Here is a 20,289-nt window from a genome sequence, read left to right on the forward strand (position 1 = left end):
CCGCGGACGGCAGCGGCCGCGCCCCGCTCGGTCACGCCCTGCCTCGCGTGCCTGCTCGGCCGCGTGCTAGCGTCGCCGCCTGCGTTCCACCGAGCTCCTCGCGCTGGCGCTCATCGCGCTGGTCTCTTTCGGCCTCAGCTACATCGGCGCCACCGTCGGCCTCGTGCTCGGCCAGCTGCGGGTGGCCCTCCTCGTCTACGTCCTCGGCAGCCCGGTGATCGGCGCCGCCACCAGCCTCGCCATCTCGACCGCGGGCACCCTCACCGGCACCCTGCGGCACGCCCGCGAGGGCCGCGTCAGCCCGTGGCTGCTCGCCACCGTCGGCGCGCCCTCGGCCCTGGCCGCCTTCCTCACCGCGCGCTGGGCCGGCAGCATCGACGCCCGCGCGCTCAAGGCCGCGATCGCCGTCGTCCTGCTGCTGACCGGCCTGAGCATGTCACGTCGCCGGCCCGAGCCCACCGGTCCTTCGGAACATGTCTCTTCACGCAGCTTCGCCGTCGCCGCCGAGGTCGTCGTCGGCACCGCTCTCGGCGCGATCTCGGGCCTCGTCGGCCTCCTCCTCGGCAGCCTGCGCCTGCCGGCGATGATCCGCTACGCCCGCGTCCCGCCGCCCGTGGCCGTCGGCACCAACATGGCGATCGGCGCCGTCACCGGGCTGTCGGCGGGCGTCGCCACCTTCCTCGAGGGACAGGTCCACTTCGGCGCCTTCGCGGTCGTCACCCCGCTCACCCTGCTCGGCGCCAACCTCGGCGCCCGCCGCACCGGCCGCCTCGACGAGGCCAGCCTGCGCCGCTGGATCGCCTGGATCCTCCTGCTCTCCGCCGCCCTCATGCTCGGCGAGCTGGGCGTGGCCCTCTACCGCGCCGGCTGAGCCAATGCGGCGCGTTGACCGCCCATGCCCGAGGCGGTAAGACAACCTGCAGAAGCTCATGGCCCCGAATTGGAAGGCGCTGGCCCCTCACCGTCCGCTCGATCCGGGCGAGGCCGGCTACGTCTCCCCGCCCTCCGGCTACGCCGAGCGAGTCGCCCGCCTCGTCGAGACGGGAACTTCGACCGTCCTGGTCGGCGGCCCGGTCGGTGTCGGCAAGAGCACCGAGCTCGCACGGATCGCCTCGCTCCTCCGAGACACGCGCGTCGCCTGCCTGGTGCAGCTCGACCGTTATGAAAACATCCGTCGCCTCACCGCCGATCAGATGCTCCTTCGGCTGGCCGGAAAAATTGTCGAGTACGCCAGCGCCACGCTCCGGATCCGCCCCTCGATGTCGCTCGTCGCCGCATTGAGCGGCGCGGGTGTGGCCTCCCCGAGCGTCCTCGGTGGCATGCAAATGCCAGCCGCGCCGTTCACGGGCAGTCCGCTCTCGCTCCTGCAGGCGGCCCGCGACGAAGTCACACGCCGCGCGCATGGTCTTCGGCTCGCGGTGATTTGCGACGGGCTCGAGAAGATGCCCGAATCAGCCCAATCGCTGGAGGTGCTTGCGACCCTCGGCCAGCTCGGCGACGACATCGACATCATCGCTGCCGTGCCATGGTTCGTCGCCTTCGGAGCCGCGGAAGACATCATCCGTCCCGGCGCTTTGTTCGCGCCCGTGCCCGTGTGCGAAGTCGATGGCCCGCAGGGGCCGCGTGGCTGCCGATTCCTCGCAGACATCCTGGCAGAGCGGCTCGGGATGACCCCAGGAGCGTTGGCCGCGGCCGAGAGAGCCAGACCGGGGCTCGCGCAGGTCGTGGAGCTCGCACGATGGAGCGGCGGGCTTCCGCGCACATTCCTACAACTCGCGGCGGACGCCGCTCAGTACGCCCAGATCCGCCGCGGTGACGACTGGCCGGACGAGCGAGACCTCGCCGACGCCGTCTCTGACCAGAGAGACAGCTTCCGGCGCGCCCTGCTACCGGGCGACACGGACGCGATCCGTGCCGTGCAGGGCACCGATGGGCGAGAGATGGAGTTGGACCGCAAGATCCGCCTGCTCGCGCGCGGCATCATCCTCGAGCGCCAACGCGGCGACCGCTGGGTGATGGACGTCCACCCGCTCGTCCTCCAACTCCTCGGGGGCTCGCGCGGTGCGTGAACCCGGCGTCGCCCTCGCCGGCGCGCTCGCGCGCGACGAGGGCGGCCTCGCCATCGTCACGTGCCCCGATCTCGACCTGCGCGACTGGCTCGTCCGCGAGGTCGAGAGCCTCGCGCCCACCGACGCCGACCCCTTTCGCACGAGCTCCGTCGCCGACGCGCTGCGCGAACCGAACCGCATGGCCTTGCTCGTCCCGAACGACGAGGCCGAGGTCGTGCGCGACCTCGACGCCTGCCGCGACCAGGCGCTGAACCCTCCGCGCACCCAGCCGATCGTCCTCTTCTTGCTCCGTCAGGGGGACGGCCACCGCGTCCTCGCCACCGAGGCGCCGAGCGCCTGGAGCTGGGCCAGCGGCAGCGACGTCGACCCCGAGAAGCTCGCCGAGCTCGACATCGACGCCGAGCGCGCGGCCTTCGAGCAGGACACCGGCAGCGCCCCCGAGGCGTGGCTCGTGCCCTGGCGCGCAGGCCGGCTCCCGCGCACCCAGGAGAACTACACGCAGGCGTTCTGGGCCATGACGCTGGAGCGGTCATGAAAGCCTGGGCGGAGCTCTACCGCCAGCACCAGGCTTTGCGGGCGATGAGCGACCGCGAGGCCGCCAACGACGTCCGCAAGGTCCTGCGCAAGCTGTCCGAAAAGCCTTATGCCGTCCTCCGCCGCGACGCCCAGGCCCGGCTGGTCGAGGCTCGAGTGCCGCACAGCGCCTCGGTCCAGTACACCCTCGGCCGCGAGCGCGCCGGCGAGGAGCTCGAGCTCGACACCTTACCCGACGTACTCCGCGACGTCGTCGCTCTCCGCTGCGCCAGGCTCGCCGTCCTCCTGCGCTTCGATCGCCGGGCCGAGCGCCTGCAGGAGCTCAACATCATGCTCCGCGGCCTGCGGCACGACGGCTCGCCGTGGGCCGTGGCCGTCCACCTCCCCCACGACAGCGACGCGAGGCCGCAAGGCGACCGCGACGGCCTCGGCGCTTGCGGTCACGCCGCCTTGCATTGCCACGTCGGGCCGACCCTCGACATCGCGCCCAAGGTCCGTGTGCCGTTCCCGCCGCTGGCACCGGCGCAGATCGTCGAGTGGGCAGTATCACAGGTCGTCCCCACCGCCGAGTTCGAGCCCGCCCCCTGGTCCGCCGTCGCGGCCATGCTTCGCCCATCGTGATCGTGACCGAGCTCGAGCGCTTCCTCGCCTTCGCCGGGCGGGCCGTCCCTGCCGCGTTCGGCGCCGGCCTCGAACCCGCCGCGCTCCGCGCCCACTGGCGCCGCGCCGGCCAAGCGATCGGCGCCCGGCTCGTCCTCGCCTGCGCGCGCGAGCGGCTCGTCGAGAGTGACCTGCAGGACATGTCCCTTCAGACATGCTCATTGAGCCTCCCGCTGCGGCGCCTGCGGGCCTTCGAGTTGCACGCCGCCGACCTCGACGCCAGCGACCTCCCCGAGCTCGCCGAGCTGCTCCCGCGCCTGCTCCCCGCCCTCGCCCCGCCGGTGCGCGCCCGCCTCGCGCGCGAGCTCGGCGACAGCCGCTGGAACCTCGCCCTCGCCCGGGTCGCCGCCGACCTGCGCGAACGGACATGCTCCATGGGACACCTCTGGCGCGGCCCGCTCGACCCCGAGAACCTGGTCGTCGACGGCCACCCCTGGCACCCCATGAGCAAGACCCGGCTCGGCCTGCGCGCCTGGGAGGACCTGCGCCACGGCCCCGATCAGCTGGCCCAGGCGCCCGTCCACGCCGTCGACCTCGCCCGCGGCGACGCCCTGCTCGCCGCCGAGGCGGTCTTTGCCGACATCTCGCGCGAGCTGTTCCCCGCCCCCGCGCCCGGGTACGTCCGCCTGCCCGTCCACGCGCTCCAGCTGCGCCGGCTGCCGCGCCTGCTCGGCCCGCTGTGGGGCGACCGCGTGCGGCCCGTCGCCGTCGCGCCGCGGTCGGCGCGGGCCCTGCTCAGCCTGCGCACCGTCGCCCTCGCCGTTCCCGCGCTGCACCTCAAGCTCGCCGTCGACATCCACACCACCAGCGCGCGGCGGCAGGTCTCGCCCGCCTCCGTCCACAACGGCCCGCCGATCGCCGCGCTGCTGCGCCGGATCCAGGCCGCCGATCCGCACACCCGCCGCGGCCTGCGGATCCAGCCCGACCTCGCCGCCGCCGGCCTCGACCCGCGCCATGGGCCCGTCGCCGGCCAGCTCGGCGTGGTCGTCCGCCCCGACCTCGCCCCGCTCGCCCGCGAGGTCGCCCGCGACCCGGCCCCTCCTCTGGGACATGCTCCCAGCGACATGTCCCCGAGCACATTCCCCGTCGAACATGTCCCCGAGGTCATCGTCTGCGCCGCCCTCGGCGAGCGCCGGCCGGGCGGCGACCTGCTGCTGCGCGAGCTCGCGGCCGCCTACCCGGGCGACCTGCGCGTCCGCCTCGCCGCCTTCTTCGCCGACTACCTCGACCAGCTCGTCCCGCCGCTGCTGCGCCTCCTCACCGCCCACGGCGTCGCCCTCGAGGCCCACCTGCAGAACGCCCTGCTCGTGCACGCAGGCGGCCGCCCGCGGGGCTTCCTCGTCCGCGACCTCGGGGGCGTGCGGCTCCACCGCGGCCGCCTCGCCGCCGGCGGTCACGCGCCCGCGCTCGCGTCCGACTCGTTCGTGATCACGCACGAGCTCGCCGAGGCCCAGGGCAAGCTGATGCACACGCTGGTGCACGCACACCTCGCGGCGGTGATCGGCTGGGTCGACGACGCCGGCGGCCCCGACCCGGCGCAGCTGTGGCCGGAGGTGCGGCGGATCTTCCAGCACCACCTCGAGCGCTGGTCGACCGAGCCCGCGCTGGCGCGCGCGTGCGCCGACGATCGCGCGTTCTTCGGCGCGGCCACCTGCCGCAGCAAGGCGCTGCTCGCCATGCGCATCGACGAGCGCGTCAGCGATTACGCCTATACCGAGGTCGCCAACGCGCTCGCCGCCGGGTACTCTTCCCCCGCCGCATGACCACCCGCCCCCTCGTGTTCGCCACCCCCGAGTACGGCTATCTGCAGGCAGCGCTGTGCGGTTCGGCCGCGCTCGAGCCCGGGGAGATCGACACCTTCGCCTTCCCCGACGGCGAGCGCTACCTCCGCCTCGTCACCCCGGTGGCCGGCCGCGACGTGGTCCTGATCGGCGGCAGCATCGACGACGCCGCCGCGCTCACCCTGTTCGACCTCGCGTGCGGTGCGGTGCACTACGGCGCGCGCCGCCTCACCCTCATCATCCCCTACTACGGCTACGCCACCATGGAGCGGGCGGCCCGGCCCGGCGAGGTCGTCACCGCCAAGACCCGCGCCGCCCTGTTCTCGGCCATCCCGCCGGCCTCCTACGGCAACCGCGTCATCCTCCTCGACCTCCACGCCGAGGGCATCCCGCACTACTTCGAGGCCGGCCTGGTCGCCACCCACGTCTACGCCAAGCCGGTCATCCGCGACATGATCCTCGACATCGCCGACGGCCGACCCTTCGTGCTCGCCTGCACCGACGCCGGCCGCGCCAAGTGGGTCGAGTCGCTGGCCAACGACCTCGGGGTCACCGCCGCGTTCGTGTTCAAGCGCCGCCACGACGGCGAGCGCACCGAGATCACCGCCATCGACGCCCAGGTCGCCGGCAAGCCGGTCATCCTCTACGACGACATGATCCGCACCGGCGGCTCGCTGATCGGCGCCGCCCGGGCCTACCAGCGCGCCGGCGCCGTCAGCCTGGCCGCCGTCGCCACCCACGGCGTGTTCCCCGGCGACGCCCTGCAGCGCCTGCAGGCCACCGGCCTGTTCTCCGCGATCGCCTGCACCGACAGCCACCCGCGCGCCCGCGCCCTCGCCGGCGACGACGCCGCCGCCGCGCCGCCGCTGCGCGTGGCCTCGATCGCCCCGTTGCTCGCCCCCTTCCTCGCAGGACATGTCCTGTAGACCCTGTCCCAGGAGACATTGAATGCACCTCGTCCGCGTCGCCGCCGCCGCCCTCAACCAGACGCCGCTCGACTGGGACGGCAACCAGGCCCGGATCCTCGAGGCGATCCGCCTGGCCCGCCAGCAGGGCGTCGCCGTCCTGGTCCTGCCCGAGCTGTGCATCCCCGGCTACGGCTGCGAGGACGCGTTCTTCGGCCGCGGCACGATCCTCGAGTCGTGGCGCGTGCTGCAGGAGCTGCTGCCGGAGACGCAGGGCATCGTCGTCGCGCTCGGCCTGCCGATCATGCACCGCGCCGCCAACTACAACGCGGTGTGCCTGGTCGCCGACGGCCACATCGTCGGCCTGGTCGGCAAGCGCTTCCTCGCCGGCGACGGCATCCACTACGAGCCGCGGTGGTTCAAGGGCTGGCCGGCCGGCAAGTTCGTGCAGTGGGAGCACGACGGCCACAGCTACCCGCTCGGCGACCAGATCTTCGAGGTCGGCGGCCTGCGGATCGGCTTCGAGATCTGCGAGGACGCGTGGGTCCCGAACCGCCCCGGCGTCGAGCTCGCCAGCCAGGGCGTCGACTTCATCTGCAACCCGAGCGCCAGCCACTTCGCCTTCGGCAAGCACGAGGTGCGCAAGCAGATCGTCCTCAACGCCTCGCGCAGCTTCCGCGCCACCTACGTCTACTCCAACTTCATCGGCAACGAGTCCGGCCGCGTCATCTACGACGGCGAGTGCATGATCGCCTCGATCGGCCACCTGATCGCCGAGGGCCCGCGGCTCGGCTACGACGACGTGTACCTCACCAGCGCCGTGGTCGACGTCGACCTCGCGCGCATGCTCCACGCCCGCACCACCTACGCGCCCACCGTCGACGACAACGTCCGCCGGATCACCCGCTTCGACATGAAGCTCCCGGGCGCCGACCTGCCGCCGCACACCGTCGACCCCGACGACGAGCTGCGCAACGACAAGCGTGAGGAGTTCTCGCGGGCCGTCGCGCTCGGCCTGTTCGACTACCTGCGCAAGAGCCGGTCGCGCGGCTTCGTCGTCTCGCTCAGCGGCGGCGCCGACTCGGCCGCCGTCGCCTACCTCGTGCACGTCATGGTCATGCTCGCGGTCCAGGAGCTCGGCGTCGAGGCCACCTGCGCCCGCCTGGGCCTGCCCGAGGGCGTGTGCACCACCCCGCGCGCGATCGTCCGCTCGCTCCTCACCTGCGTCTACCAGTCGACCGCCAACAGCTCCGACACCACGCGCAACGCCGCCGCCGCGGTCGCCGAGGCCGTCGGCGCCGAGTTCATCGAGTTCGACGTCGACCCGCTGGTGCGCACCTACGTGAGCAACGTCGAGGCCGCGATCGGCCGCGAGCTGTCGTGGCAGCGCGACGACATCGCCCTGCAGAACATCCAGGCCCGCGCCCGCGCCCCCGGCGTGTGGCTGCTGGCCAACCTGCGCGGCGCCCTCCTGCTCGCCACCAGCAACCGCAGCGAGGCCGCCGTCGGCTACGCCACCATGGACGGCGACACCTGCGGCGGCCTGTCGCCGATCGCCGGCATCGACAAGGCCTTCCTGCGCGAGTGGCTGCGGTGGGTCGAGGCCGAGGGCCCCGCGGGCGTCGGCCCCATGCCCGCCCTGCGCGCCGTCAACGTCCAGGCCCCGACCGCCGAGCTGAGGCCCTCCGGCGCCCACCAGACCGACGAGGGCGACCTGATGCCCTACCCGATCCTCGACGCCATCGAGCGCGCGGCGATCCGCGACAAGCTGGCGCCGAAGGAGGTCTACCGGGTGCTCGCCAGCCGCTTCCCGCAGCGATCCCGCGACCAGCTGCTGCTGTGGGTCAAGCGCTTCTTCCGCCTGTGGAGCCAGAACCAGTGGAAGCGCGAGCGCTACGCGCCGAGCTTCCACCTCGACGACGAGAACCTCGACCCCAAGACGTGGTGCCGCTTCCCGATCCTCTCGGGCGGCTTCGCGCACGAGCTCGCCGAGCTCGAGGCCTTCGTCAAGCACGACGACGACTGAGCCCGGCGCAGGATGTGTCCGGATGGACATGTCCTGCGAGACAGCTCTTACGCACCCCGGCCCGCTGGGTCCCCTGCGCTCGCGGCGACCGTCCGCGCCCGAACGCTCCGCCCCGCCGGGCCCGGTGCGTCCGGCGCCGTCTCACATGTCTCTCGGGCCAGGCCACTCCCGGCGCCGGGCTCGACGGATGTCTCTTCGGACAGCCCCCCGTCGCCCACCCACGCCCGGCCGAGCCCGCCGCCCGCATCGACCTGTCCTTTCGGACATGCGCCATCCGACGGTCGAGCCCGCCGCAGCGCCCGCGCGGGCGCCCGTCCGGGCCCGCGCTATGCTGCCGTCATGCGCCGGTCGAGCTTACTCCTGTGTACGCTCGTGGCCTGCGCCGCCGCCATGGACGAGCCCACCCAAGCCCGCAGCCGCATGGTCGAGCAACAGCTGGCCGGCCGCGACATCACCGACGAGCATGTCCTTTCGGCCATGCGCCGGGTCCCGCGCGAGCGGTTCGTCCCGCCCGAGGATCAGCGCTTCGCCTACGGCGATCATCCGCTGCCGATCGGCCACGGCGCCACCATCAGCCAGCCGTACATCGTCGCGCTCATGACCCAGCTCGCGCGCGTGCAGCCGGGCGACCGCGTGCTCGACGTCGGCACCGGCTCCGGCTACCAGGCCGCCGTGCTGGCCGAGATGGGCGCCGAGGTCTACAGCATCGAGGTCGTGACCGCGCTGGCCGAGCAGGCCGCCAGCCTGCTGGAGGAGCTCGACTACGACAACGTCCACGTGCGCGCCGGCGACGGCTACCGCGGCTGGCCGGAGGCCGCGCCGTTCGCCGCCATCATCGTCGCCGCCGCCGCCCCGACGATCCCGCGCCCGCTCACCGAGCAGCTCGCCGTCGGCGGCCGCCTCGTGATCCCCGTCGGCGAGTTCGTCCAGGACCTGCAGGTGCTCGAGAAGCGCCCGAGCGGCGACCTCCACCTCGAGACCGTCCTGCCGGTGCGCTTCGTGCCGATGGTCGGCGAGGTCGAGTCGCAGCCGCGCTCGCGCTACTGAGCCGCGACCGCTCGCATGACGTGTCCGTCACACCCGGCCCCCGGCCCCCGACGCGCGCGCCCGGGGGCATGTCCTCATCCCGCGTTGCGAGCCCGCGGAGAGGCCCGTACGCGGCCTGGCACAGGGGTTGCTAATAAGCACGGGCATGTCCCGCCTGCTCGCCCTATCCACGCTATCCCTCGCCCTCTCCGCCTGCGACCCCCAGATCCTCCCCGGCGACCACGGATCGCAGAGGGATGACTTCGGCCGCGAGGGCGAAGCGTGCGCCGCGGACCGGCCGTCGGCGGCCTGTCAGGTCGAGAGCGTCGCGGGCGTCGAATACTGCGTGTATTCGCCCGTGCAGGTCACCTACGTCTGGTCCGCCTGCCTCACCGAGACCTGCGAGGAGGAGGGCGAGACGCGCCCGTGCGAGGAGGGCCTCCAGCACTGCGTGGGCTACGAGGCCGAGCGCAACCGCGTCGAGCTGCGCTGGGGCGCCTGCGTCGAGGAGGACGAGTGCACGCCGGGCGAGTCCAGGTCGTGCGGCCTCGACGAGGGCATCGACATGGGCTGCGTCGCCGACGAGAACGGCCGCGGCGTGTGGGACATCGAGGACTGCAACACCCCGCTGGTCCTCAGCTTCGGCGAGCCGATCGAGTTCGCGCCGGCCTCCGTGGCCGCGGCCGACTTCGACATCCGCGGCGGCGCCGGCAGCTGCGCCCGCGCCGACTGGCCGAGCGCCGCCACGCCGTGGCTCGCCCTCGACCGCGACGGCAACGGCAGCATCGACGGCGGGCGGGAGCTGTTCGGCAGCGCCACCCGCATGTCCTCGGGGACAGGTCCTCACAACGGCTTCGACGCCCTCGCCGAGCTCGACAGCGACCGCGACGGCAAGCTCACCGCCGCCGACGCGCGCTGGGGCGAGCTCGTGCTGTGGGCCGACCACGACGGCGACCGGCGCTCGACCGGCTGGGAGACGCTGCCGCTGGCCAGCTTCGAGATCGTCGAGATCGACCTCGGCTACACCACCCGCCGCGAGTGCGACGCCCGCGGCAACTGCGGCCTCGAGCGCGCCCGCTTCGTCTACCGCAGCATGGGCCAGGAGCGCTCCGGCGAGGTCGTCGACGTCCGCGTCCAGTGCGAGTGAGCCGGCCCGCTGCCCCCGACCCAGGCATCCGCGCAGGTCGCCCTGCCCGGATGCTTGTCCTTTCGGGCGTGCAACATGCCTCTTCGGACATATCATCGTCTTCGCCGGGAGCGCCCGACCGCCGCTCGCAGACGAGCCCCGTGCGCCTCGCCTCACGCCAACGAACTCCCCCTGGTCGCCCGCCGAGAAAAATTCGCGGTCGCGCAATTTTCCCGGGCACCGCGGCGACTTCACGCTCGAACGGCCCACGGCGACCCACCGGCCGCGCCGTTCGAGAGAGATCCGCCATGCCTTCGCTTCGCCCTGCCCTCGCCCGTCCGACCGTCAAGCTGCGGCTGCTCGCCGCCCTCGGCGGCCTCACCGTCGTCGCCCGCGTCGCCGCCCTCGGCCCGTTCGCGGCCGCGCCGCTCGTCGCCGCCCCGCTGCTCGCCACCGGCTGCGGCGGGTGCCCGTGGACCAGCAGCTCCGACGCCACCCTCGCGCCCGCCACCGAGTGCCTCGAGATCGAGGTCTCCGACGGGGACCGCCACCTCGAGACCGGCGAGGGCGGCTGCGTCGATCCGATCCTCTTCGGCACCAACACCTGCGCCGAGCCCGTGACCTTCGTGGGCGCGAGCTTCGGCGCCGAGGCCGACATCGTCGTCGCGCCCGGCGAGGCGTTCGAGTTCGCGGTCGGCCTCGGCGAGGGCGAGCACGAGGGTGAGGCCTACAGCTTCGAACTCGACGCCCTGCGCGGCGACGAGCCCTTCACGGTGTCGTTCCGCACCTTCGAGCCCTGGTCCTGAGTTCCCCTGCACCCCCGGAGCCACCGCCCCGGCGTCGCCGCTCGAGGGGGGGGGCAGCGAGCCCTCAGGACATGTCCATTAAAACATGCCCTGAAAGGCTAGCGACGCGCGGCCTCACGGCAGCTCGAAGCACCACAGCGTCGAGCGGTCGATCGTGTTCTTGTAGGCGATGTGCCCGGCCGTCTGCGGCGCGACGCACTGCGAGGGCGCCGACACGAACGGCCGGCAGCTCGACGGCATCGGGCCGTTGCCGTCGTCGTCCCAGCAGGTCCCCGGCCGCCCGGCGCCGCCGCAGTAGAGGGCGTCCGGGTTGTCGGCGCACGGCTCGCCGACGGGCGCGGGGTCGATGCCGCTGTTCAGCAGCACCGCCTCGTCGAGGCACAGGTTGTAGCCGCCGCCGCAGTGGGTCCCCTCGGCGCAGCCGGGCGCGTCGGACAGCACGTCGCAGACCTTCATGCACGTGGGGCCGTCGCCGGGGTTGAGGCAGCGCAGGCCGAGCTCGCAGTCGGAGTCCCACAGCTCGGGGTCGGGGCGGACGCAGGCCTCGCCCTCGAGCTTCGTCCCGCCGGTGACGCACTCGCCGTCGGAGCCGATCGCGTTGGTCGGCATGCAGAACTGCCCGTCGGGGCAGGCGTCGGCCGCGTACGGCGCGCAGCCGTTCGCGCGCCGCACGTCGTACTCGGCCTCCTCGATCCAGTAGCAGGCGCCGCCCTCGACCGGCTCGAGCGCCTCGGTGTCGGGGTTCGGCGCCATCTCGCGCAGCTCGACGTGGCGCACGACGCCGCGGGTCTGGTGCGGCGTCACCAGCTCGAAGATCTCGAGCTCGCCCGCGACGGCCGTGAGCACCTTGGCGTAGGCCTGGTCGACCAGGTCCTCCTGCAGGGTCACCGCCGCATTGCTGGTGGTGACGAAGTTCGTCACGTAGTCGGGGAACGCGTGGTTGGGATCGGGGTCGAGCGCGTGGACGCCGACGGTGATGTCGCCGGCGAAGAGGATCTGCAGCAGGTCGTACAGCGCCCCGTCGCCGGTCAGGCTCGGGTGCGACTCCGGCGTGCGCACCAGCGGCACCATCCACGCGCTGTCGAACTGGTGCTGCTGCTGGCTGAGCAGCTCGATGTCCGCGAGCGACAGGTCGACGCAGTCGTCGGGCTTCACCGGCCCGCCGGTCTCGGTGTCGCCGGTGCTGGTGGACTCGGTGTCGCCGCCGGTGCTCGTCGAGGTGCTCGTGTCGCCCTCGGTCGTCGTGTCGCCGGTCGTCGTGTCCGGGCCGGTGTCGGTCCCCGTCGTCGTCGTCGTGCTCGTGATCGCGTCGGTGTCGGTCGCCGTCGTCGTCGTCGTCGTCGTCGGGTTCGTGGGGTCGGTGACCGTGCCGTCGTCGGTGGTCGGGGCGACGGTGGTGGTCGGGGCGGTGGCGCTGGTGGTCCCCGTCGGTCCGGTCGTGCCGGTCGGCTCGCTCGTGTCGGTGCCGGTGTCCGTGTCCGTGTCGGTCTCGCTCGCGGTGGAATCACTGCCGTCGTCGCCGCAGGCGACCAGGGACGCCGCGCTGAATGCGAACAGAGCGCCGGCCGAAAGACGCGGCATCAGGTATGTCGAAAAATTGGCAATCATGCGGCGGGGATATAGCGAATCTCCGCCGCGCGCGAGAGGTGAATGCGTAGACGCGAAAGGGCCCGTGCATGATGCGTGCGACAGGGATCGCATGAACCCCCGCCGCGCGCGCGAGCGCCGGCGAGCCGCTCGCGTCGCACGGTCGCGCGCTCATCGGCGGCGACAAGCATGAGCCCGCCGGTCCGTCGGCCATCTGGGGCCCGAGGGCCGCGCCTGATGCCACCCCCGTTCCGGCCCGCGCGAGGCCTACGCGGTGGCCCTGTCCCAGTTGCCGAACGGCAGCGGCTTGCCGAGCTCGAGGAAGCTCTTGAGGTTGGACAGGATGCCGGGCCACCCGCGCGACACGCCCTGCAGCACCTTGCTGCCCGCCGGGAACTGGTCGTGCGTCAGCGTCAGACGGACCATCGCCCCGAGCGGCTTGAGCTCGAACGTCACCCGCGAGGCCGGCTCGGTCGCCTCGCCGTGGTCGACGCCGAAGGTGTACGAGAGCAGCGTCGGCGCCTCGCAGCGCAGCACCTCGCCGGTGATGTCGGTCTTGCGGCCCTCGTCGTAGCGGTACACGATCGGCGCGCCCGGCTGCCACGTCGATTCGACCCGGCGCCCGCCCCAGTACTTCTCGGTGAAATCGCCCTGCGTCAGCGCCTCCCACAGCTTCTCCGCCGTGGTGGCGATGTAGAGCACATACACAAAGCTCGGCTTATCCGTCGTCGTCGTCGTCATGATCGTGGTTCTCCTCGAGGCTCGTCTTGAGGGCGTGCAGGGCCGCCAGGTGGTGGTGCTGGTACTTGCCGATCCAGCGGGCGTAGATGTCGTGGATCGGCACCGGGTTGAGGTAATGCAGCTTCTCCCGCCCGCTGCGGACCACGACCACCAGGCCGGCCGCCTCGAGCACCGCGAGGTGCTTGGCGACCGCCTGGCGCGTCATGTCGAGGTGCTCGCACAGCGCGTGCAACGTCTGGCCGTTGTCGCAGAACAGCCGGTCGAGCAATTGCCGGCGCGTCGCGTCGGCCAGCGCCTTGAACACCTCGTCCATGCGGGTGGTCCTATCATGCAACCTTTTGGTTGCTTGTCAAGTGTCGATCGTTGCGGCACACGGCGCAAGACACGCAACGACCCGGGGCTGCTCCGAGCGCACCTCCTTCGGATTCGCAGCCGCCCTGTTCACTCGCAAGGGGCACAAAGACAACGCGCGCCGTCCTCCGCGATCAAGCAGCCCAGCGAGCACCCGCGCGGGTCGATCGCCTTGCAGTCCGAGTCACAGGTCCGGCGAGCCCACTGCGCCGATTCGCACACGAGCAACGCCTCACCGTCGAGTTCGCAGCGCCGTTCTCCCTGCGGCTCGCACGGATCTCCGACCCCCGGCTCGTCGCGCATGGGCGGCTCTCCCGAGGTTTCGGTCGCCTCGTCGGAGGTTCCCGCGGTGCATGCCGCGCAGAGCGCGAGCACGAGACCGCGGACGCTAGGGGTCGTCACAAACACAGGCCGCTCCGCCCGCAAGAAGGGGATCGCACGTGCCCCCGGCACAGGAGTCATCGCAGGGCTCGAGCACCCACGCACCATCCACGCAGGACACAAGTTCGTCGCCCTCGCAGTGCGCTCGCGTGTCCAATGCACAGGGCGTGCCTTCGAGCGTGCAACGGCAGCCGCCACCGTGCAGGAACTCATCGCATCCGAGCGATCGCCGGGCCGGTTCGAGCGCGGCGCATACGTCGTCGCAGCCCAGTACAGCGTACTGGAGGGTGTCTTGCTGGCAAACGCGGACCTCCTGCTCTGACGCGCATGCCAGCGCGCCCGGCGAACATTCGGGGGCGAACGACTCACACCAGCAGAGCGCTCCATCGCTCGCTACCTCGCCTGCGAGACACCCCACAGCTCCTCCGCGGTCAGCGCACACCTCGTCGCAGTCGACCAGCGCCCAGACGCGCTCGCTACACTCCCACAGCGAATGTGCGTCCGCGCACTCCGACACGGCGTATCCACACCCGTCACCCTCGTGTCGCCCGTAATCACCGAGGGGAGCCGGCCCAGGATCTCGGCACGCGACGAAGGCGAGCCCGAACGCGATGGCCTGCCGACACGCCGCCAGCGCCGAACTCCCCCCGCCACGGTCGAACAGCGGCGTCGGGTCGAACCATTTCACAGCGGCTCGCACTCCGACTCTGCGACGGAAGCCGTGAAGACGTAGGTGTCCGTCTCGAATACAACGTCGTCAACCACGATCAGGTCGGGATCTCGCCTTCCGAAGGCCGTGATGGAGTTACCCGCCGTCACTTCGAAGGGAACCGAGCCGGTGACGTCGACCATGTTCCCGGTGACACGCACCCAGATCGAGCCGGGAGGGAACTCGACACTGGAGCCGTCGGACATACCTGCCGCCGGGGTGATGAGGTTGATCTCGATGTCCTCGAGGTCCGAGCTTCCGTACACCACGTCCTCGACCTGGAGGCTCAACGTGTCGATCATGAATACGCAGAGCGGATCGAAGCAGGCGTAGTCGGTTGTTGTGATCGTACCCGAAGCCTGCGGCGCCACGAACGCGGCTCCGTCGGTGATCTCGATCTCGCTGTCCTCGACAACGCAAGATTGACGCTCCTTCGTCGGAGGCTGGTTCTTCGCCTCCGTGCAGTTGTCCGTGTTCGTCTCGAAGTCGATCTCGGCGGACGTACACTTGAGATCGAGGACTGCGTCGGCGAAGCACCCCCCTTTCAACACGCCGAGATCCTGTACACAACCCGCGCTGCCGAGGTTGAGAGTCACCCCCGAACCGGAATCCGCGACGATTTGCACACACAAGTCGAAGTTCTCCAGCAACTTATCCCGCCAGTACTTTACAGACTGGGCGATGTTATCTTCACAAACATTAATTTCGATCTGCGAGGGAGGCGGGGTTCCTTCCGAACACTTGTCGTCGGGAGGATCCAGGATCAATGCCTCAAATCGCGCCAGTGCATCGCTACAAGCGGCATGTGCACAGTCGACGAGACAGGCTGCATCGCCTTTCTCTTCTCCTTCCGGATCCGCCTCGATCCCCACCTCGCAGCACGTTTCGACCCGAGGGCCCTCAGTCGGGTCGTCGGAGTTGAAAGGAATGATGCCATCCGCCCCTTCGGTTTCTTCACTGTCAATCAAGATCACTTGATTTGACTCGACACTGGGCTCGCAGTCGATCTCGTCTTCGTCGTTGAAGTCACAGACAACGAAGCGCAATTCGCCCTGCACCGCCCCTGCGCAGCCGTATCGCTGGCCTGGACCGTCCGTCCCTTCGAACACTTGCTGGGCACAGAGCCCACCGGGAGGGGGCAAATCGGCGATTATCGTCGTCTCACCGACCGTCGCCCCCGTGGCGACCTCGTCGTCTCCACATCCCCCCAACATCGTTCAAGTAAAAAACACGCCGGCACACATCATTGCTCTTACAACATTCCAACGCCCAGTCGCCATGCTGACCTCCAACAGGAAGATATTCGCAGAGGAGGCTTCGCCCTGCAAGCCCTTTCAGAGAACTCCCGTGTGAGCTTACAGCAGACAGCATAAACGACGTTATCCCGCCGGGGAAAATCTGTCACAGCGAGTCGAAGCGCAACTTTGTTGCCCACACCTCGCAGAACCCTCTGGCCAATTACCGCCAGCGAATGCAAAATCCCGCCGACATGTCATTCCCCGCGTCGAAAGAATCGGTCCGCACGCCGAAGTGGCCGCGAGTGTGCGGTGGCATCGTCGCACTCGGCTTCGCCTGCGAGAACGACACACCCGTGCCCGAGAGTGAGCCCGTCGACTCCCCGGACGCCGAGATCGTCTACAGCAGCGAACACATCGACATTGCTCCGCTCGGCTCGGAAGCGCTGTGCGCCGGCACTCTCGCCATGCTCGACGATCACGTGGAGTACGTCCTCGACATGCTCGAGTTGGGGCTGGAAGAACGCATCACCATCTATCTCTTCCTGAAGGGGGCCGATGTCCCCATTCGCAAGTGGTGCCGGCAGGATGTCTCGGGATGCGCGCGGGGGACCACGATCTATTCGGTCCTGTCTCTGCTTCCCCACGAAATCGTGCACGCGATCACCTCAAGCGAGGGGCGCTCCTGGTGGGAGGAAGGTGCAGCCCGCGGGCTCGGCGACCCCTCGACCTTCCCCGATCTCCTCACCGGCTGGCAGGCGAACCTGGGCGGCGCCGGGCACCTCTCGCGCTGGCTCATCGAGCGCTTCGGCGGCCGGACCTACATGAATCTCTACGCGCGCACACCGTACGGGGCCTCGCAGGCGAAGGTCGAAGCGGTCGCCCGGACCGTCCTGGGCCGCGAGTTCGACGACGTGCTCGATGAGTATGCGGCCACCGCTCCCTTCGTCTACCCCCATCACTGGGAGTGCTACGTGTCGTCCGAGGCGGTCGCCGTGCCGTGGGAGGACGAGTACTGGGAGGTTGAGGTCGACCTCGACTGCGATCGGACCGACACGTTCAGCAGCCATGTGGCCATTTACGGCATGCAGATGACCGCTCGCGTGCCCGTGACGCTCCCCGCGAACGGGTCTTATTTTTTCGTCGCCGATCACCCCGACGCCAACCTTGCCATCCAGCCGTGCGCGAGCGAGCCGCGGACGAAGGTGACCCCGGGCGCCTATTCGTGGCCTCTCGAATTGCTCGGCGCGGCCGGGGCATCACAGCTCGAGGCCGGGCCTCATGTGCTGCTCGTGCATCTCCCGCCCGGGCCGCCGGCTCACGTCCGTATCATCGCCTACCCCGAGATCGGCGAGCAGGGCGCACCGCACTGATGCTCGCCGACAGCGTCTCGACCCCGTCGTCGAGAACATGCCGGATCGGACATGTCCTCTTCAACATGGCCTCGCGGCCACTCACGTCGGTGGGCCGCGTCGCCGGCCCGCCTCGCCCCACAACAGACTCAGCGCGGCGCTTCGCTGCGGCGGTGGCCGCCGAGCTTGAGCTTGATGCCCGCCTGCCCCGGGTCCTGCGCCGGCTCGCTCGCCGGCTCGCTGCTCGGGCCGGCCTCGGCCGGCTCGCTCGCGCCTTCCGGCTCCGGCGTCGTCGTCTCCGGCGTCTCCTCCGGCCTGGCGATCCCGAGCCCGCGATCGATCTCCGCCAGGCGGTCTTCACGGGCCGCCTTCTCTTCCATCAGGATCAGGTTGATCCAGCGCTCGTCGGCGAACGAGACCGTGCCGTCGGTCGCCACCGTGTACTCGACTCTGGGCGACACCGGGCGGACGAACGAGTTGGGCGCGCGCGGCATCTGGATGTCGCGCAGCACCACCGACAGGCACTCCTGGACCTTCTGCGGCAGCGAATTGGGCTCGACGCGGCTGACGAGCGTGTTGCCCTCGCGGTCGACCAGGTTGAGGCCCTCGACCGGGTACGTCCCGGCGCCGACGCGGCGCTCGAGGCAGCCCTTGCCGCGGATGGCGGCGACCGCCTGTTGCCGGCGCAGCTCGGCCTTGGCCTGCGGCGACCTGTCCTCCGCGCCATCTCCGAGGCTGACCCAGTAGATCACGTCGAGGTACTGCACCACCCCGCTGCGGTTCTTGATCCACTTGCGGCTCTGGATCGCCTCCATGATGCAGGGCTCGATCTCCGGGTCCTTGAAGCCGGTGTCGAGCACCTCGGTGCGCAGCACCTCGCCGTCGGGCGACAGGCGCGTGCGGATCTTGACCTGGCCCTCGGGCACGTCGACGTACGCGTCCTCGCCGTCGCGCTTGCCCCGCTTCATCGTCTCGATGGCGCGGTTGACGAAGCACGCCGCGGCGGGCGGTCGCAGGGCCTGGGCGATCTCGTTCAGGCGCTGCAGGTCGAACAGGTTCTCGGCCCGCTTCGACGGCAGGATGATCACGCCCTCGTTGCTGCTGCGGACCGCCTTTTGGATGTAGCGCGTGCCCTGGCCGAACGAGTTGTGGCCGGTCGGGGGCGAGGTCTTGCGCGCCGCGCAGCCCGCTGCGAGGAGGACGACGCACGACGCCAGCGCGGGCGCAAGCGCAATTCGCGCACAACCCCTCGCGGAGGCGCCGCGAGGCTTGCTTCCGGGTTCACTCACGGAGCGCATCGACCCGGGGTGTAGCACGCCGCGGCCCTTCCCGCGGGGGCCGAAGTTGGCTATGGGAACGGGGCACATCATGGCCGATACTGCTTCGCTCCAGCGCACTCCCCTTCACGACGCCCACGTCGCCCGCGGGGCGAAGATGGTCGACTTCGGCGGCTGGCACATGCCGCTGCAATACGAGGGCATCCTGGCCGAGCACCGCGCCGTGCGCACCGCGGTCGGGATCTTCGACGTCTCTCACATGGGCGAGGTCGACTTCACCGGCCCCGGCGCTCTGGCCGCCATCCAGCGCCTGATCACCAACGACGCCGCCAAGCTGAGCGACGGCAAGGCGATGTACACCGCCGTCTGCTACCCCGACGGCGGCATCGTCGACGACTGCATCGTCTACCGCCACCGCGCCGACTGGTACCGGATCGTCGTCAACGCCGCCAACATCGCCAAGGACTTCGCCCACTTCAAGGAGCACGCGGGCAGCCTGTGCGCGATCGAGAACAACTCCGACCGCGTGGCCCTGATCGCCGTCCAGGGCCCGCAGGCCCGCGGCCTCGTGGCGCGCCTGAGCGGCAGCGACGCCCTGCTGCAGGTGCCCTCGTTCGGGTTCGCCGCGGCCACCCTCGCCGGCGCCGACATCGTCGCCGCGCGCACCGGCTACACCGGCGAGGACGGCTTCGAGCTGTTCGTCGACGCCGACAAGGCCGTCGCCGTGTGGCAGGCCCTGCTGGCCGCCGGCGCCGCGCCGATCGGCCTCGGCGCGCGCGACACCCTGCGCCTCGAGGCCAGGCTGTGCCTCTACGGCAACGACATCGACGCGACCACCAACCCGCTCGAGGCCGGCCTCGGCTGGGTCGTCAAGCTCGACAAGCGGGCCCGCGGCGACGACTTCGTCGGCGGCGAGGCGCTGGCGAACATCAAGGCCGCCGGCCTCACCCGCTCGCTCGTCGGCTTCCGCGTCACCGAGGGCAAGAACATCGCCCGCCCCGGCGCCGACATCGTCGACGCCGGCGGCGTCGTGATCGGCGCCGTCACCAGCGGCGGTCCGGCCCCGACCGTGGGCGGCGCCGTCGGCATCGCCTACGTCCCGGTCGGCTTGTCCGCGCCGGGCACCGCCCTCACGATCTCGCAGCGCGGCCGCACCTTCGCCGCCGAGGTCGTCAAGGGCCCGTTCTACCGCCGCCCCGAGCCCGCCGCCTGAGCGCCCGCCGCCGCCCGCGTGCACCTGACCGATCGGGCCTGCTCCAAGAACCCTGTCCGCAAGTACCTGTCCGCCAGGACCTGTCCCCGACCATCCGCCCCGAAGCCTCCATCATGTCCGACATCCCGCGCAACCTCCGCTACACCAAAGATCACGAGTGGGCCCGCCTCGAGGCCGACGGCACCGTCGTCGTCGGCATCACCGCCCACGCGGTCGACAACCTCGGCGACGTCACCGTCGTCGGCCTGCCGGCCGTCGGCGCCCGCTTCAGCGCCGGCGACTCGTTCGGCACCGTCGACTCGGTCAAGGCCGTGAGCGAGCTGTACGCGCCGCTCGACGGCGATGTGGTCGCGATCAACGAGCGGCTCAATGACGCCCCCGAGCTGGTCAACACCAGCTGCTACGGCGACGGCTGGATGATCCAGATCCGCCCCGCCGATCCCCGCGCCCTCGACGGCCTGCTCGACGCCGACCAGTACGAGGCCCACCTCAAGAGCGAGTGACGCGATC

The 20,289-nt window shown here is 71.0% G+C and carries 18 protein-coding genes; 13 read left to right on the top strand and 5 right to left on the bottom strand.

The window, feature by feature from the left end:
- Positions 1–118 precede the first annotated feature (118 nt).
- From K7C98_RS33205 to K7C98_RS33250, 10 genes are all read left to right on the top strand, one after another.
- Complete coding sequence (locus tag K7C98_RS33205; RefSeq protein WP_224196203.1) at positions 119–871, top strand: sulfite exporter TauE/SafE family protein; 753 nt, start codon at positions 119–121, stop codon at positions 869–871.
- 58 nt (positions 872–929) lie between these two features.
- Positions 930–2,069: a hypothetical protein gene (locus K7C98_RS33210; RefSeq protein WP_224195856.1), complete on the top strand. Its 1,140-nt coding sequence runs from the start codon at positions 930–932 to the stop codon at positions 2,067–2,069.
- Entirely contained in the window at positions 2,062–2,604 is a 543-nt protein-coding gene (locus tag K7C98_RS33215) for a hypothetical protein (protein WP_224195857.1), read from the top strand. The genes K7C98_RS33210 and K7C98_RS33215 overlap by 8 nt, the downstream gene beginning before the upstream one ends.
- The gene (locus K7C98_RS33220; RefSeq protein ID WP_224195858.1) at positions 2,601–3,224 is read left to right on the top strand and encodes a hypothetical protein; all 624 of its coding nucleotides are present in this window, start codon (positions 2,601–2,603) and stop codon (positions 3,222–3,224) included. The genes K7C98_RS33215 and K7C98_RS33220 overlap by 4 nt, the downstream gene beginning before the upstream one ends.
- A complete protein-coding gene (locus K7C98_RS33225; RefSeq protein WP_224195859.1) occupies positions 3,221–5,026 on the top strand; it encodes an IucA/IucC family protein in 1,806 nt (601 codons plus the stop codon). Before K7C98_RS33220 ends, K7C98_RS33225 begins: the two co-directional genes overlap by 4 nt.
- The gene (locus tag K7C98_RS33230; RefSeq protein WP_224195860.1) at positions 5,023–5,970 is read left to right on the top strand and encodes a ribose-phosphate diphosphokinase; all 948 of its coding nucleotides are present in this window, start codon (positions 5,023–5,025) and stop codon (positions 5,968–5,970) included. The genes K7C98_RS33225 and K7C98_RS33230 overlap by 4 nt, the downstream gene beginning before the upstream one ends.
- A 22-nt stretch (positions 5,971–5,992) precedes the next feature.
- Positions 5,993–7,975, top strand: coding sequence for an NAD(+) synthase (gene nadE / locus K7C98_RS33235; RefSeq protein ID WP_224195861.1), 1,983 nt, complete (start codon positions 5,993–5,995; stop codon positions 7,973–7,975).
- A gap of 339 nt (positions 7,976–8,314) precedes the next feature.
- Entirely contained in the window at positions 8,315–9,022 is a 708-nt protein-coding gene (locus tag K7C98_RS33240) for a protein-L-isoaspartate(D-aspartate) O-methyltransferase (protein WP_263430048.1), read from the top strand.
- 145 nt (positions 9,023–9,167) lie between these two features.
- Positions 9,168–10,148 (top strand): calcium-binding protein, encoded by a 981-nt coding sequence (locus tag K7C98_RS33245; protein ID WP_224195862.1) that lies wholly within the window; start codon positions 9,168–9,170, stop codon positions 10,146–10,148.
- Positions 10,149–10,435: 287 nt separating this feature from the next.
- Entirely contained in the window at positions 10,436–10,933 is a 498-nt protein-coding gene (locus tag K7C98_RS33250) for a hypothetical protein (protein ID WP_224195863.1), read from the top strand.
- 114 nt (positions 10,934–11,047) lie between these two features.
- Here K7C98_RS33250 and K7C98_RS33255 read toward each other — a convergent pair whose 3' ends face one another.
- From K7C98_RS33255 to K7C98_RS33270, 4 genes are all read right to left on the bottom strand, one after another.
- Positions 11,048–12,541, bottom strand: coding sequence for a hypothetical protein (locus K7C98_RS33255; protein ID WP_224195864.1), 1,494 nt, complete (start codon positions 12,539–12,541; stop codon positions 11,048–11,050).
- Between the two features lie 246 nt (positions 12,542–12,787).
- Positions 12,788–13,261 (bottom strand): SRPBCC family protein, encoded by a 474-nt coding sequence (locus tag K7C98_RS33260; protein ID WP_224195865.1) that lies wholly within the window; start codon positions 13,259–13,261, stop codon positions 12,788–12,790.
- Positions 13,239–13,574: an ArsR/SmtB family transcription factor gene (locus K7C98_RS33265; protein ID WP_224195866.1), complete on the bottom strand. Its 336-nt coding sequence runs from the start codon at positions 13,572–13,574 to the stop codon at positions 13,239–13,241. The genes K7C98_RS33260 and K7C98_RS33265 overlap by 23 nt, the downstream gene beginning before the upstream one ends.
- 1,103 nt (positions 13,575–14,677) lie before the next feature.
- Entirely contained in the window at positions 14,678–15,811 is a 1,134-nt protein-coding gene (locus K7C98_RS33270) for a hypothetical protein (protein WP_224195867.1), read from the bottom strand.
- 380 nt (positions 15,812–16,191) lie between these two features.
- Here K7C98_RS33270 and K7C98_RS33275 point away from each other — a divergent pair, with 380 nt between their 5' ends.
- On the top strand, positions 16,192–17,310 hold the full coding sequence (locus K7C98_RS33275; RefSeq protein WP_224195868.1) for a hypothetical protein: 1,119 nt from the start codon (positions 16,192–16,194) through the stop codon (positions 17,308–17,310).
- Between the two features lie 128 nt (positions 17,311–17,438).
- Here the strand turns inward: K7C98_RS33275 and K7C98_RS33280 are convergent, their stop codons facing one another.
- A complete protein-coding gene (locus K7C98_RS33280; protein ID WP_224195869.1) occupies positions 17,439–18,578 on the bottom strand; it encodes a hypothetical protein in 1,140 nt (379 codons plus the stop codon).
- A gap of 79 nt (positions 18,579–18,657) precedes the next feature.
- Here K7C98_RS33280 and gcvT point away from each other — a divergent pair, with 79 nt between their 5' ends.
- Both gcvT and gcvH read left to right on the top strand, forming a co-directional pair.
- Positions 18,658–19,779, top strand: coding sequence for a glycine cleavage system aminomethyltransferase GcvT (gcvT, locus tag K7C98_RS33285; RefSeq protein ID WP_224195870.1), 1,122 nt, complete (start codon positions 18,658–18,660; stop codon positions 19,777–19,779).
- Positions 19,780–19,892: 113 nt separating this feature from the next.
- Positions 19,893–20,282 (top strand): glycine cleavage system protein GcvH, encoded by a 390-nt coding sequence (gene gcvH / locus K7C98_RS33290; protein WP_224195871.1) that lies wholly within the window; start codon positions 19,893–19,895, stop codon positions 20,280–20,282.
- Positions 20,283–20,289: the final 7 nt, after the last annotated feature.

This window comes from Nannocystis pusilla (genome assembly GCF_020073745.1).
Taxonomy (GTDB): domain Bacteria; phylum Myxococcota_A; class Polyangia; order Nannocystales; family Nannocystaceae; genus Nannocystis; species Nannocystis radixulma.

Excerpts from the sequence above, each read along its gene's own strand:
- K7C98_RS33245 (WP_224195862.1), top strand. The coding sequence starts at position 9,168 with ATGTCCCGCCTGCTCGCCCTATCCACGCTATCCCTCGCCCTCTCCGCC.
- K7C98_RS33220 (WP_224195858.1), top strand. The coding sequence starts at position 2,601 with ATGAAAGCCTGGGCGGAGCTCTACCGCCAGCACCAGGCTTTGCGGGCG.
- K7C98_RS33265 (WP_224195866.1), bottom strand. The coding sequence starts at position 13,574 with ATGGACGAGGTGTTCAAGGCGCTGGCCGACGCGACGCGCCGGCAATTG.
- K7C98_RS33240 (WP_263430048.1), top strand. The coding sequence starts at position 8,315 with ATGCGCCGGTCGAGCTTACTCCTGTGTACGCTCGTGGCCTGCGCCGCC.
- K7C98_RS33230 (WP_224195860.1), top strand. The coding sequence starts at position 5,023 with ATGACCACCCGCCCCCTCGTGTTCGCCACCCCCGAGTACGGCTATCTG.
- K7C98_RS33210 (WP_224195856.1), top strand. The coding sequence starts at position 930 with ATGGCCCCGAATTGGAAGGCGCTGGCCCCTCACCGTCCGCTCGATCCG.
- K7C98_RS33260 (WP_224195865.1), bottom strand. The coding sequence starts at position 13,261 with ATGACGACGACGACGACGGATAAGCCGAGCTTTGTGTATGTGCTCTAC.
- nadE (WP_224195861.1), top strand. The coding sequence starts at position 5,993 with ATGCACCTCGTCCGCGTCGCCGCCGCCGCCCTCAACCAGACGCCGCTC.
- gcvH (WP_224195871.1), top strand. The coding sequence starts at position 19,893 with ATGTCCGACATCCCGCGCAACCTCCGCTACACCAAAGATCACGAGTGG.
- gcvT (WP_224195870.1), top strand. The coding sequence starts at position 18,658 with ATGGCCGATACTGCTTCGCTCCAGCGCACTCCCCTTCACGACGCCCAC.
- K7C98_RS33250 (WP_224195863.1), top strand. The coding sequence starts at position 10,436 with ATGCCTTCGCTTCGCCCTGCCCTCGCCCGTCCGACCGTCAAGCTGCGG.
- K7C98_RS33275 (WP_224195868.1), top strand. The coding sequence starts at position 16,192 with ATGTCATTCCCCGCGTCGAAAGAATCGGTCCGCACGCCGAAGTGGCCG.
- K7C98_RS33255 (WP_224195864.1), bottom strand. The coding sequence starts at position 12,541 with ATGATTGCCAATTTTTCGACATACCTGATGCCGCGTCTTTCGGCCGGC.